Here is a 13,578-nt window from a genome sequence, read left to right as displayed (position 1 = left end):
AACAAAAGCATGGAAATCATTACAAAGCCAAAATCTGTTTTAAAAAAGTTCATGGATGTAAGATCGCGTTCTGAAGAAATCTGTAAGCCTCTTGAAATTGAAGATTATGTGGTGCAGCCTATTGTGGATGTTAGTCCGCCAAAATGGCATTTAGGGCATACAACGTGGTTTTTCGAGACATTCATATTACTTCCGAATTTTCCTTCTTATGAAGTTTTTGATCCGCAATATAATTTTGTGTTCAACAGTTATTACGAAACCATTGGGGCAAGAGTGATCCGTACCGACCGCGGAAATTTAAGCCGCCCGTCTGTTTCAGATGTATACCGATACCGAAAATACGTTGATGAGAAAATGACCGAATTTCTCAACAGTTACCATATGAATGATGCAATTCTTCCGATTCTGGAATTAGGCCTTAATCATGAACAGCAGCATCAGGAGCTTTTAATTACCGATATTAAATATATTTTGGGACATAATCCCCTTTTCCCGGCTTATAAAAAAGAGATTAAGGAAAACCAAAATCTATCTGGTGAAAAAAGAATGCTTCATTTTTCAGAGGGAATTTATGAAATCGGATTTGATGCACCTGCATTTTGCTTTGATAATGAGATGGGAAAACATAAAGTTTATCTGAATGATTTTGCAATTTCGAATCATCTGGTTACCAATGGAGAATATCTTGAGTTCATGGAAGCGGGAGGGTATTCGGATTTTAAATACTGGCATGCGGACGGCTGGAACTGGGTAAAAGAAAACGATGCACAATCTCCTTTATACTGGCATAAAATTGACGGCAAATGGATGCATTATACTTTAAGCGGACTTCAGGAGGTAGATCCGGATGAAGAACTTTGTCATATCAACTTTTACGAAGCTTCCGCTTTCGCAGCATGGAGAGGAATGCGACTTCCGACCGAGCAGGAATGGGAAGCCGCTTCATCATGTTTTTCATGGGGGAAAAGATGGGAGTGGACTAACAGCGCCTATCTTCCATATCCCGGTTTTAAAAAAGAGGCGGGAGCCGTAGGCGAGTACAATGGAAAATTTATGGTTAACCAAATGGTTTTACGCGGAGCATCTGTAGCCACTCCTCCGGGACACAGCAGACGTACATACCGGAATTTTTTTCAGCCTGAGCTGAAATGGCAGTTTAGCGGAATAAGGCTTGCAAAATAAACATGAAAGACCAACTATCATACTTAAATTTTGATTCCGACAAGTATTTCTGGAAGCCGGATATAGATTACAGGAAACATCCTGAAAAATATAAAGTAGGAAAAGGAGAGCAGGGTGTTTTGATCTGTGAACCTTATAAGTCGGAAATTGGAAAATACTGGCGGTTTAAAAATGTGGATATCGCAAAAGAAAGTTCGGTGAAAATTTTTGAGCTGTTCAAAGAATATCTTGCTAATGATGATTTTGTAGGAGCCGACATGGCCCGGAAATATCTTCAAATGGGATTTACCCGGGCAAGGCGGTATTTCAACTATAAAAGCGGAAAAAAATATGATTCGCAAAATGATCATAAACCTTTACAGCGCGGAACAGGAGATCCCGAAAAAGAAAAATCAGCAGCTATTTTTTTCAGCAAATGGAAAGAAGCTGAAGCAGATGAACAGTACGCACAAATGAAAAAAGACTGGAAAAAGAATTTTGGATAACAAACAGTAAAAATATAACAATGTAACAATTTATCAGTGTACCAGTTTACCAATAATGAATTGTTATTGTTACACTGATAAATTGTTACATTAAATTTATTTCTTCACCGCATTAATCATTTCCCTTTTCCCCGGAGGTCCCTGTTTTTTTTCCACTATAAAATCAAGTTCCTGAAGAATCCGTCTCACACTTCCTTTTGAAGAATAGGTTGTTAACAAACCGTTAACCGCCATTTTGTCAGAAACCATTTCAAACAGAGGTTTTTCCCAAAGATCAGGCTGTACTCTTGCGCCAAAACAGTCGTAATAAACCAGGTTTATTTTCGGTAAGTCTATGTTTTTCAGTTCAAAAAAATCACATTCTATTTTTTTTAGATGAAAACCTTTAACAATTTCAATATCTTTTTCCCACTCAGTCTGATGAATTTTATGATAAATATTTTTGAATTCCGGGTTATCAAACAGGTCAAAATATGCCAAATCGTTCATTTCAGATTCATTTATGGGATATTTTTCCAATGTAAAATAGTTGATGATATGATTTTTGTCAGTTTTTAAATATTCATTAATTGTTACCAAAACATTCAAACCTGTTCCAAAACCCAGTTCTAAAATATTAATTTCGTAATCATTTATTAAATTTAATCCATTTTTAATAAACACGTGTTCCGCTTCCTGAAGCGCTCCGTGATGAGAATGGTAGTTTTCATTTAATTCGTTGATAAACAATGTTTTACTACCATCGTTTGTGGTCCTAATTTCTCTTTTCAAACTATTTTTTTACAAAATTACTCTAAAATTTTTATATTTAGAAAATTATGTTAAATTTGTAGAACATCATAAAAAATTTTAGAAATGATAATTCAAAAAACTGAAAACTCCCGAATTTCTACATTCGATCCAAACAATTTTTCTTTCGGTAATACTTTTATTGATCACATGATCATCTGTGAGTATGAGGACGGAAAATGGGGTGATGTAAAATTGGTTCCTTATGGTCCACTGATGTTTACGCCTGCGATGATGGGGGTAAACTACGGACAAGCTTGTTTTGAAGGTATGAAAGCCTATAAAGACAAAGACGGACAGGTTTTCCTTTTCAGGCCCGAAAAGAATTTTGAACGTATCAATAAGTCGGCAAAACGTCTAGCGATGCCGGAAGTAACGGAAGAAATGTTCCTTGATGGATTAAAAGCTTTGGTTGATATTGACAGAGACTGGATTCCTCACGGAGAAGGAATGTCCTTATATATCAGACCTTTAATTTTCGCAACAGAAGAAGCATTGAAAGCAAGAGTATCGAATAAATATATGTTTGCTATCGTTGCAACACCGGCAAAAAGCTACTATACAGCTCCGGTTTCCGTAAAAATTTCAGACCACTATTCAAGAGCGGCCAGCGGAGGAGTAGGTTCTGCAAAAGCAGCAGGAAACTATGCTGCATCTTTCTATCCTACACAACTTGCCATTGAAGAAGGGTATGAGCAGATTATCTGGACAGATGATGCTACTCACGAATACTTCGAGGAAAGCGGAACGATGAATGTTTTTGTGAGAATTAACGATACCATCTATACACCACCGACTTCAGAGAAAATCCTGGACGGAGTTACCAGAGACAGTTTTATCCAGTTGGCTAAAAAAAGAGGTATTGAAGTGAAAATTGAGCCTATTAAAGTAAAAGACGTTATTGAAGCTCAGAAAAACGGAACCCTGAAAGAAGTATGGGGCGTAGGAACAGCTGTGGTAACAACAGTTTTTGAAGCGTTAGGATATCAGGGAGAAAAGCTTGAATTGCCAAAATTATCCAGTGAAGAGAGTTATGCAGAATTGCTTAAAAATGATTTGGTAAGCCTGCAGAATAACCTCTCGGAAGATCCTTTCGGATGGAGAGTGCAGGTAGACCATGTTTTAGAAACTGTTTAATTTTTTTAAACTCTAAATAAATAAAAGCCGGGATTTTCCCGGCTTTATTGCTTTTACTATGTTTGTTATTTGTTTTTCATGAGGTTGTTTATGCCAAAATCTTTAGGTGGAAGTAGTTCAAGCATCTTAATATAACTTGTTATAAATACTTTGCCTGCTTAGATCCTTACACAATGACAATTGGAGTGTGAAAGCATCTCAACATGATTGTATAAAGCCTTTACTTGGTTTAGATCCTTACAAATTGGAATTAATTTTAAACGAGTCATAATGAACGTGAAAATTCCCCTCCCTTGGAGGGGTGTCAAAATTCCTGAGAATTTTGACGGGGTGGTTCTGAAAAGTAACACTACTGAATGATGAATTTCACTTCTTGAGTAAACGGTTAATTTTTAAAATTCACGATTGATCATTCACTTTCCACCTTTCCTAGCCGCGATTGCAGCAATTGTCTGAGCTCATTTTTCAGTTTTTAGGCAGGCATGAAGCCGCCGCCCAAAAACTGAAAAATAGCGAGTGCGGAAAGCGTGAAAAAGCTCCTGAAAAAATCAAACGGCACATGTATTAATAAGAAACGTCAAAAATTCTTACTCTTCATATTTGTGAAATATTTAAACTTTACTTTACAAGTTTTGTTAATCATTTCCGAAATGTGTATTTTCGCAAAAGTTTATGAAAAAAATACTCTTCATATCGATTCTCGGCTTATTCAGCTGCAGCAAGAATACGCAGACGCATCCACCCGTAGGAGGTGTGCTCAGCAAAAATGATCTTGATGTATCCAAACAAAGGATGAAAAACCTTAACAGCCAGGAAAGATATCACATCCAGGAATGGATCAGCGGCCAGCCGGTAAAATATTATCCTACCCAGCTGAATTACTGGGTAAATGTTCAGGGGTTTGATCAAAGACAGAGAAGGCAGGATGATACTTTCATTTCGTATTCGTACGATCTTTATGATTTCGATCAGACAAAGATCTATGACCAGCCGGTGCAGAGAAGAGATGCCAGATTCGGACACTTTGATGAGCTGAAAGCGGTAGAAGATGCTTTGCGTTTTATCCATGATGGGGAAGAAGTTACGCTTTTGGTTCCTTCGGCGCTTGCCTACGGTACATACGGAGATGAGAAGAAGATCGATAATGATATCCCTTTAATCATAAAATTAAAAGCATTATAATCAATGAAATTGTTTAACAAGAATATAATTCTGGCAGCGGCAAGCATTTCGCTCATGAGTTGTACACCAATTTATAAAAAAATGAACGTAGACAAAGAAACTTACGAAGGTCTTAATGACGGACTGTATGCAAATCTTCAGACAACGAAAGGAAATATGATCGTAAAGTTTGAAGACAAAAAAGCACCTGTAACTGTAGCCAATTTTATTGGTCTTGCAGAAGGGAAAATCGACAACAAGGCAAAAGCCAAAGGAGTTCCTTACTATGACGGAACTATTTTCCACAGAGTGATCAAAGATTTCATGATCCAGGGAGGAGACCCTCAGGGAACGGGAATGGGAGATCCCGGGTATAAATTCGAGGACGAAAGAAACGATCTTAAACATACCGGAAAAGGAATTCTTTCCATGGCCAACTCAGGACCGAATACCAACGGTTCTCAGTTCTTCATCACAGAAGTGGCTACACCATGGTTAGACGGAAGACACACCATTTTCGGCAAAGTAGTAAAAGGAGAAGAAGTAATTGATGCGATTGCCAATGTAGAGAAAGGGCCTCAGGATAAGCCTAAAACAGATATCGTATTGGAAAAAGTGTCTGTCTTCAGCAAAGGAGACGAGTATAAAAACTACGACGCTGCAAAAACCTTCACGGAAGGAAAAGCAAAAATCGCAGAAAGCAACAAAGCGTATTTAGCAAAAGAAGAAGCCGATAAGAAGAAAAAAGAAGAAGAATTCAAAGCCAACCAGGAAAAAATGGTGGAAGATATGAAAGCCGGAATGCAGAAAACCGAATCCGGGCTGTATTATAAAATCACCAAAACTACCGATGGGAAAGCTCCCAAAGCAGGTGATAATGTTTCCGTACATTATGCCGGAAAATTGGTTGACGGTTCCGAATTCGATTCTTCATTCAAAAGAAACGAGCCGATTGAAATTCCGATCGGAATGGGAAGAGTAATTAAAGGATGGGACGAAGGTATCCTTTTATTAAAAGAAGGTGAAACCGCTACCTTATTGATTCCGCCGGCAATGGGCTACGGAGAAAGAGGGGCAGGAGGGGTAATCCCGCCAAATGCATGGCTGATCTTCGATGTTGAGCTGGTAAAAGTAAAATAATCAAAAAACTTACCATATAATTGAAAAGCCGTCCGTAAGGATGGCTTTTTAACGATTTAACCCAAGATTAAAATAACCATGAATAAAAAATACTATTTAATCATCCTTTTATTGTTTTTTAATAATGCTTTTTCACAAATCAGCTTTTTGCCCTATGAAAACAAATGGACAGAATCCTGGCCGGAAGTTGTGGAAATAGGAGATGTAAATAATGACGGACTTAATGATGTGGTTTTAGGGCTGCAGAATTACGGTTCAAGTATAAATAATCATTCGATTTTGGTATATCTGCAAAATGTAAATGGAACGCTGGATGCACCGGTCAGATATCCTTACGCAAGTGATTTTAAAAACATAGGTTCTATTGACATCGGGGATCTTAATCAGGACGGGAAAAATGATATCATTGTCGGAATCAAATCGCCATCCTCTTTTTACGGGATCTTTTACCAGAATGCATCCGGAACGTTGGATCCTATAATTACCTTTCCCATCTCTGAAACCAATGAAAGAGTAAGAATTGCGGATATGAACAGGGATGGCAGAAATGATATTGTTCTTTCCAACTGGCAGAATATTCAGGTGTTATATCAGCAGAATACACCCGGAACTTTCCAGACTTTTACAATTCCTAAGCCTGCAAATGCTTATTTTCATCCGGCTCCGATGGTAGAAATTGCTGACATGAATAATGACGCCAGCAATGACCTGGTAATCCATATCCCGAATCTGCATGCAGTGTATACCTATTTTTCTGTAGGAAATACATTGAATCCCAATCCCGTAGTATTTGATACAGGCCAGACGTACGACGGTATGACGTTAGGAGACATTAACAATGATACTAAGAAGGATCTGATTCTTTGTAAAGGATCGAACGGAAATTCTAAGATCAGGATATTACATCAGGTTTCCGGCAGTGCACTTTATGCAGACCAGGGGGAAATTCCGGCTTATGAACTTCCTGATGCCGTAAAAATTGCAGATCTCAATAATGACGGGAAGAACGAAATTATTGCTGCTCACGGAGGCTGGAGTAAAGTAACGGTGTATTCCCAAAATACATCGGGGAATTATGCCAACGGCTATCAGTCATTTCCGGTGGCTTATGCTACGAGTTATAACGAAGATGGCGTTGCGGTTGGTGATATTAATAATGACGGCAAAAAAGACATTGTAATTGCTGATTATAATGTCGGCTTGGATATTTTATATAACATAAGTGCAGTTCTGGCAAACGAAGAGGTTGAAAAAAAATATTCATTGGCGATCTATCCGAATCCTGCAACCGATTATATTAGCATAAAAGGAGTTTCAGTATTTGACAGGTATAATATCTATGATATGTCAGGAAGAATGATCACATCCGGTAACCTGAACGGCAAAGACATTGATATTAGGAATTTATCAGCCGGAAAATACATATTGGCTTTACATGCATCCAGGAATGCGAATGCAAAACAGGTGATGACCTCTTTTATCAAAAAATAATGTAGAAATCACTTTGTAACGATTCCACCGAATTCCACGACCTATCAGCCAAAATCCAATGTCACTTCGGATAGGTTTTGAAAGTTCGTATTGGAAAGTTAATTATCTGAATAAGTTGATGCATTTCTCAGTTGTATTATGAAAAACACCGAGCTGACGTACATAAAAAATAGTAAAATTATGAAAACCAGATCACTGCTGTTTGTATTCGTCCTGATCTCCTCTTTAACATTTGCTCAGGCAAAGCAGAATCCCGACGATGCAGCCATTAAAAAGAGCCTTTCCTATTTCATGAATTCGGTGATGACTAAAAAAATCGACCAGGCTGTCGGCTATATTTACCCGAAATTCTTTACCGTTGTTCCGAAGGAACAGATGACCCAGATCCTGAACATGACGTACAACAATCCCTTCATGAAGATTGAAGTCAGCAACCTGAAATTCGGGAATATTGAAAAGGCGGAACTCATCAACGGGGAATATTTCTCCATTGCCCATTATTATTTTACCATGAAATGCAATATGTCTTCCCTGAATGACGATATGAAAAAGCAGGTCAACACCATGCTGGAAAAAAGATACGGGAAAAACAACGTGAAATATCTGTCAAAAGAAGGCATCTACACCATCAATACGAATATGAAAGCCTGTGCCGTTTCCAAAGACCGCAAAAACTGGAAGTTTGTGATTGTCGAAAAGGAATACAAACCGCAATTGGTAAAAGTGCTTCCGAAAAAGATTTTGGATAAAATATAGAATTTAAATGTTTTTATTGAAAGCCGTCCGTTGGGATGGCTTTTTACATAATAAATGATGAATTTAAGCTACAAAGGTAAGTTTAATGATTTTACATTTCCCACAAAAATCTTATTTTAGCCATAAAATAAGCCCATGATAAAAATCCTTTACACCTTATTTCTATTCTCAGCAGTTACGGTTTTCGGACAGGGGAAATTTTTTTTTGAAAAAGGGGAGGTACAGCTGCAGCAGCCTGTTGAAAAAGTCGGCCTGAGATATGAAAACAACCTGCCGTTTGTAAAGGTGAACATCAGCGGGAAAACCTACAATTTTATTTTCGATTCCGGGGCGCCGACGGTTATTTCCCAGGCGATTTACAAAGAACTCAACCTCAGGAAAAAATACAAAAGATCCATTAAAGATTCTGATGAAAAGGTGCAGCAGCAGATCTTCACCGAACTTCCGGAAATGAAAGTGGACAACCTTGTTTTTAAAAACGTAGGCGCTATTGTACTTGATCTAAACTCAGCGGAACTGGGATGCCTGAAAGTGGATGGCATTATCGGAGCCAATCAGATGGCAAAACTCTTCTGGAAAGTCAACTATTCCGAAAACACCCTGGATGCTTCTGCAGATCTTTCCAATTTTAACGTTCAGGATTATGACATTGTGATTCCTTTTGACAGTCAGCCGCAAAAGACGCCTGTCATTACCGCATCGCTTCTCCATAAAGATATAAAACTGACTTTCGATACCGGGTTTACAGGCAGGCTGGAAATTTCCGGCGATGGCATTGATCCCAAAATCTTTCAGCATGTGATCAAAACTTTCGGGACACGTACTACCGGCGCTTTCGGGACCGCCACTCCGGCAGCTGGATATATTTTCCGTGCCGATTCCCTGAAAATGGGAAATACAGTGTTTCAGGATGAAAAGATAGGCTCAGGAAAAACGGATCTTATCGGGAATGAATTCTTTAAAGATTTCACCTTCATCCTCGACTGGAAAAACAGCAAAATCTACATGAAAAGAATCGCCAAAAGTCCTTCAACTCTTGAGTCGTTCGGTTTCAGTTATAGGTTTGTCAATGGCAATGCGATGGTAACTTTTGTTTTCGAAGAAGACAATTTTCCACTGAAAATCGGGGACGCTATTCTCAGCATGAACGGAATTTCTTTCCAGAATCTTGATAAAGAAAAGTCGTGTTATTATTTCATTAACCGCGTGGAAAAGGATCTGGATCGCCTCAAATTACAGATAAAACGAGGCGGTAAGATTATTGATATACAAATGAATAAAAAGGTGTATCTGAAGTAGTTTTTCTAATGATGCTTATAATAATCGGAACAGTTTTTATCCTACCATAAATCTGCTAAATCAGCAAAATCAGCGGGAGAAACAAATTAATCTTTTTTAATTTTTAGCGCAAAGTATGCTTGGTTATTTAATTAAATATTGCGCTTATCTCCGTTCGCAAAGGCGTTCTACTCAGCAAATGACAGATGTATTTTGAAGATTAACAATTTTGAATTCAGCATTGCTATCATTTGCTGAACAGAGTGCCCTTGGGAGCGTAAATTAACAAACAATAAAATATCGCCTTGCGGACTTAGCGTTAATGTATATAATATCAATCATTTTTTAATTAGTCCCGCAGATCCTACAGATAATCCAGATTAAATCATGAGCTTTCAAATCAACCTGTTGATTACTCTTTGCTCCTTAAATAATACGGTTATTTATCATCAACTTTGCGATTGAATTCATACACAATAACATTGCATTGCGATCATAGTATTAAAAATAAGAAAACTTTATTTTTTATCGCAAAGAACGCTTGGTTATTAATTAATATCTTGCGTCTATTTCCGTTCGCAAAGGCGTTCTACTCAGCAAATGACAGATGTATTTTGAAGATTAACAATTTTGAATTCAGCATTGCTATCATTTGCTGAACAGAGTGCCCTTGCGAGCGTAAATTAATAAACAATAAAATATCGCCTTGCGGACTTAGCATTAATGTATATAATATCAATCATTTTTTAATTAGTCCAGCAGATCCCAAAGATTATCCAGATTAAATCATGTGCTTTATCAAATCAACTTGTTGATTACTCTTTGTTCCTTAAATAATACGGTTATTTATCATCATCTTTGCGATTGAATTCATACATAATAACATTGCATTGCGATCATAGTATTAAAAATAAGAAAACTTTATTTTATCGCAAAGAACGCTTGGTTATTAATTAATATCTTGCGTCTATTTCCGTTCGCAAAGGCGTTCTACTCAGCAAATGAAAGATGTATTTAAAGATTAACAATTTTGAATTCAGCATTGCTATCACTTGCTGAACAGAGTGCCCTTGCGAGCGTAAATTAACAAACAATAAAATATCGCCTTGCGGACTTAGCGTTAATGTATATAATATCAATCATTTTTTAATTAGTCCCGCAGATCCTACAGATAATCCAGATTAAATCATGAGCTTTCAAATCAACTTGTTGATTACTCTTTGCTCCTTAAATAATACGGTTATTTATCATCATCTTTGCGATTGAATTCATACATAATAACATTGCATTGCGATCATAGTATTAAAAATAAGAAAACTTTATTTTTTATCGCAAAGAACGCTTGGTTATTAATTATATCTTGCGTCTATTTCCGTTCGCAAAGGCATTCCACTCAGAAAATGAAAGATGTAAAGATTAACAATTTTGAATTCAGCATTGCTATCACTTGCTGAACAGAGTGCCCTTGCGAGCGTAAATTAACAAACAATAAAATATCGCCTTGCGGACTTAGCGTTAATGTATATAATATCAATCATTTTTTAATTAGTCCCGCAGATCCTACAGATAATCCAGATTAAATCATGAGCTTTCAAATCAACTTGTTGATTACTCTTTGCTCCTTAAATAATACGGTTATTTATCATCATCTTTGCGATTGAATTCATACATAATAACATTGCATTGCGATCATAGTATTAAAAATAAGAAAACTTTATTTTTTATCGCAAAGAACGCTTGGTTATTAATTATATCTTGCGTCTATTTCCGTTCGCAAAAACGTTCTACTTAGCAAATGACAGATGTATTTTAAAGATTAACAATTTTGAATCAGCATTGCTATCACTTGCTGAACAGAGTGTCCTTGCGAGCGTAAATTAACAAACAATAAAATATCGCCTTGCAGACATAGCGTTAATGTTATAATATCAATCATCCGGGAAATCTGCTGCAGGGGTGCAACAACCTTTCCCGGTTCCCGGAAAAGTCATTGCAGGGGTGCGTGGAACTTTCCCGGTTACCGGAAAGCTTCCTGCAGGGTGCAGCAGCCTTTCGGTAACACCCGAAAGTTCATTACTAGGGTGCGACAGGTTTTCGGGAAAGTATGCTAAGAAATCATCTCAAAAAAACCGCTCTTAAAAAAGAACGGTTGAATATATTTACCAGTTTTTATCAATCATATAAATAAGCTGGGTCATGGCTACTGCGCCCAAAAGAAGTTCCCGGCGGTTTACCTTTTCAAACGTATCTTCTTCTGTGTGGTGAATATCAAAATACCGCTGAGAATCCGGAACCAGCTCTGCCGCAGGAATGCCCATATCATGAAGAGGATATAAATCCGTCCCGGAATAGGTGTTTTTAAAATCATAAATTCCGTACGGTAAGAAAAGTTCCGACCAGCTTTGGATCTGCTTTCTTTTTTCCGGATCCATATCCAGGGAAATTCCTCTCGGGGTAAATCCTCCCGCATCGGATTCTATGGCGAAAAGATGTTTCTCATTGCTTTCTTTGGCAGTTTTTCCGTACTGAACACCGCCTCTAACTCCGTTTTCTTCATTGGCAAAACACACCACCCGGATCGTATGGTTATTCCGGATTCCCAGGTTTTTAAAAGTCCTCAATACTTCGATGCTCTGAACAATTCCAGCGCCGTCATCATGAGCTCCTTCCCCCACATCCCAGGAATCGAGATGTCCGCCGACGACAATGGCGCTTTGATCTTTCTTACCGGTAATTTCTCCGATAACAGAGTGGGAGCGCCTTTCGCCTTTCATCCCACAGTTGGAATTAAGCTTTGCCGTAACTTTTTGGGATTGCAGCAGTTCGGCAAGTTCATCTGCAGTAGTGCTTCCGATGGCAACGGCAGGAATTTTTTGTTCATCTGCATAACGCATTGCCCCGGTATGCGGTACGTCGTCAAATGCCGAGGAAAGTGAACGGATTATGGCAAACTTACCGCCCTTTTTTGCAGTTAAAGAAGCGGCAGTTGTTCTGTATTTCGCAGCATCGCTATATCCTAAGAATGTTTCGATATACGACTGGCTGAAAGGATAATTGAAGAAAACAATTTTATCCTTCACCTGTTCCGGAGAAAGTTTTTCATATTCCTCCATCGAGCGCACCATGATCATCTCGCCGGAAACGTCTTTGCCGCCGGTTCCTTCGGAATTACCCAACGAAAGCATTTTTAAGCTTTTCCAGTTTCCTTTTGCTGTTTTGATGTACAGAGATTCTTTTCCTCTCACCCAGACCGGAATCATCACTTCCTGGAGCCACACTTTATCTGCTCCGGCTTCCCGAAGTTTTTGTGCAGACCATTGTACGGCCTTCTCGTAGGATTCTGAACCGCTGAGACGGTGACCGATATTTTTGGTTAACTCTCTTAATTCCGTATATCCTTTTCCTTTATTTAAAATTTCCGTGGAAATTTTTGCAAACTGTATGGAGTCTTCTTTTACCTGTGCGGAAACAGCGATGGTTCCGGCTAAAAGAATGGTGCTTAAAATATTTTTCATATATTTTCAATACTAATTATAATTGGTTTGATGGGGAACTTCTTAGTGAAAGAAGCATATAATAATTTTAAATTAATTTATTAAAATCATTAAACTAATATTTAAAATCTTATATTTTTTAATGTTATAAATAAATTAGTTATCTGTTGATGTCTTTCCTGTTAAGCTTTAATTTCAACATCCAGCTGTCTTCCTTCCGCTTCAGCTTTTTTATCAAGAGAAGTGCCGACGGCAACGCCAATGCCCATCCCGATAGGTAATCCGATACTGAGCAGTGCAATGTTTCCCATCAGCAGCCCGAATGCAACACCAATTGGAAGCCCGAACGCGCCCATCCCTGCAGCCAGCCATAAATTGCGGTAGTAGTTTTTAGGGACGATTTTATGTTCTTTTTCAAGAAGTTTGATGATGCCGGTTTGCTTTTGTTTCAGCATTTTATATAAATCTTTATCCCTTAAAGAAGTGGCGCTGATTGCTGCGGTCTCGCTGTTGATCTTTTGTACTGTTTCTTCCGAAATTTTCTTTTTCTCAAGCTCGTTCAGGAGGTGTTGCAGCTGTTCATAGAGTGCTTTGGTTTTGGTATCGGCAAGAAGTTCAGGTTTCAGGTCAGGTTTGATGATTTCCATGTAATATTTATAGTGGTT

The 13,578-nt window shown here is 38.0% G+C and carries 12 protein-coding genes; 9 read left to right on the top strand and 3 right to left on the bottom strand.

The annotated features are described in order from the left end of the window. The first annotated feature begins 9 nt into the window (after positions 1-9). On the top strand, positions 10-1,182 hold the full coding sequence (egtB, locus tag ODE14_RS05165; RefSeq protein WP_263603216.1) for an ergothioneine biosynthesis protein EgtB: 1,173 nt from the start codon (positions 10-12) through the stop codon (positions 1,180-1,182). Positions 1,183-1,184: 2 nt separating this feature from the next. Next, positions 1,185-1,667 carry a DUF4385 domain-containing protein gene (locus ODE14_RS05160; RefSeq protein ID WP_263603215.1) on the top strand — a complete coding sequence of 161 codons (483 nt, stop codon included), beginning with the start codon at positions 1,185-1,187 and terminating at the stop codon, positions 1,665-1,667. A gap of 96 nt (positions 1,668-1,763) precedes the next feature. Here ODE14_RS05160 and mnmD read toward each other — a convergent pair whose 3' ends face one another. Next, the gene (mnmD, locus tag ODE14_RS05155) at positions 1,764-2,438 is read right to left on the bottom strand and encodes a tRNA (5-methylaminomethyl-2-thiouridine)(34)-methyltransferase MnmD (protein WP_263603214.1); all 675 of its coding nucleotides are present in this window, start codon (positions 2,436-2,438) and stop codon (positions 1,764-1,766) included. A gap of 84 nt (positions 2,439-2,522) precedes the next feature. On the opposite strand from mnmD, the gene ODE14_RS05150 reads away from it, so the two are divergent. From ODE14_RS05150 to ODE14_RS05120, 7 genes are all read left to right on the top strand, one after another. Continuing rightward, positions 2,523-3,593 carry a branched-chain amino acid aminotransferase gene (locus ODE14_RS05150; RefSeq protein WP_248393130.1) on the top strand — a complete coding sequence of 357 codons (1,071 nt, stop codon included), beginning with the start codon at positions 2,523-2,525 and terminating at the stop codon, positions 3,591-3,593. A 672-nt stretch (positions 3,594-4,265) separates the two neighbouring features. Then, a complete protein-coding gene (locus ODE14_RS05145; protein WP_248393131.1) occupies positions 4,266-4,775 on the top strand; it encodes an FKBP-type peptidyl-prolyl cis-trans isomerase in 510 nt (169 codons plus the stop codon). 81 nt (positions 4,776-4,856) lie between these two features. Beyond that, a complete protein-coding gene (locus ODE14_RS05140; RefSeq protein ID WP_263603213.1) occupies positions 4,857-5,894 on the top strand; it encodes a peptidylprolyl isomerase in 1,038 nt (345 codons plus the stop codon). 78 nt (positions 5,895-5,972) lie between these two features. After that, positions 5,973-7,385, top strand: coding sequence for an FG-GAP repeat domain-containing protein (locus ODE14_RS05135; RefSeq protein WP_263603212.1), 1,413 nt, complete (start codon positions 5,973-5,975; stop codon positions 7,383-7,385). 180 nt (positions 7,386-7,565) lie between these two features. After that, complete coding sequence (locus tag ODE14_RS05130) at positions 7,566-8,141, top strand: hypothetical protein (protein WP_263603211.1); 576 nt, start codon at positions 7,566-7,568, stop codon at positions 8,139-8,141. 135 nt (positions 8,142-8,276) lie between these two features. After that, the gene (locus ODE14_RS05125) at positions 8,277-9,440 is read left to right on the top strand and encodes a retropepsin-like aspartic protease (protein WP_263603210.1); all 1,164 of its coding nucleotides are present in this window, start codon (positions 8,277-8,279) and stop codon (positions 9,438-9,440) included. A gap of 1,935 nt (positions 9,441-11,375) precedes the next feature. Next, positions 11,376-11,558 (top strand): hypothetical protein, encoded by a 183-nt coding sequence (locus ODE14_RS05120; RefSeq protein ID WP_263603209.1) that lies wholly within the window; start codon positions 11,376-11,378, stop codon positions 11,556-11,558. A gap of 20 nt (positions 11,559-11,578) precedes the next feature. Here ODE14_RS05120 and ODE14_RS05115 read toward each other — a convergent pair whose 3' ends face one another. Both ODE14_RS05115 and ODE14_RS05110 read right to left on the bottom strand, forming a co-directional pair. Then, positions 11,579-12,934: a M20/M25/M40 family metallo-hydrolase gene (locus ODE14_RS05115; RefSeq protein ID WP_263603208.1), complete on the bottom strand. Its 1,356-nt coding sequence runs from the start codon at positions 12,932-12,934 to the stop codon at positions 11,579-11,581. Positions 12,935-13,095: 161 nt separating this feature from the next. Further along, a complete protein-coding gene (locus ODE14_RS05110; protein WP_263603207.1) occupies positions 13,096-13,560 on the bottom strand; it encodes a hypothetical protein in 465 nt (154 codons plus the stop codon). Positions 13,561-13,578: the final 18 nt, after the last annotated feature.

This window comes from Chryseobacterium sp. PET-29, from assembly GCF_025736815.1.
Taxonomy (GTDB): Bacteria; Bacteroidota; Bacteroidia; order Flavobacteriales; family Weeksellaceae; genus Chryseobacterium; species Chryseobacterium nepalense.
Note: the sequence above shows the minus strand (reverse complement) of the source record. Positions and strands in the feature narration are given on the sequence as shown.

Coding starts and splice junctions, on each gene's coding strand:
- egtB (WP_263603216.1), top strand. CDS start 10: ATGGAAATCATTACAAAGCCAAAATCTGTTTTAAAAAAGTTCATGGAT.
- ODE14_RS05115 (WP_263603208.1), bottom strand. CDS start 12,934: ATGAAAAATATTTTAAGCACCATTCTTTTAGCCGGAACCATCGCTGTT.
- ODE14_RS05140 (WP_263603213.1), top strand. CDS start 4,857: ATGAACGTAGACAAAGAAACTTACGAAGGTCTTAATGACGGACTGTAT.
- ODE14_RS05160 (WP_263603215.1), top strand. CDS start 1,185: ATGAAAGACCAACTATCATACTTAAATTTTGATTCCGACAAGTATTTC.
- ODE14_RS05125 (WP_263603210.1), top strand. CDS start 8,277: ATGATAAAAATCCTTTACACCTTATTTCTATTCTCAGCAGTTACGGTT.
- ODE14_RS05135 (WP_263603212.1), top strand. CDS start 5,973: ATGAATAAAAAATACTATTTAATCATCCTTTTATTGTTTTTTAATAAT.
- ODE14_RS05110 (WP_263603207.1), bottom strand. CDS start 13,560: ATGGAAATCATCAAACCTGACCTGAAACCTGAACTTCTTGCCGATACC.
- ODE14_RS05150 (WP_248393130.1), top strand. CDS start 2,523: ATGATAATTCAAAAAACTGAAAACTCCCGAATTTCTACATTCGATCCA.
- ODE14_RS05130 (WP_263603211.1), top strand. CDS start 7,566: ATGAAAACCAGATCACTGCTGTTTGTATTCGTCCTGATCTCCTCTTTA.
- ODE14_RS05145 (WP_248393131.1), top strand. CDS start 4,266: ATGAAAAAAATACTCTTCATATCGATTCTCGGCTTATTCAGCTGCAGC.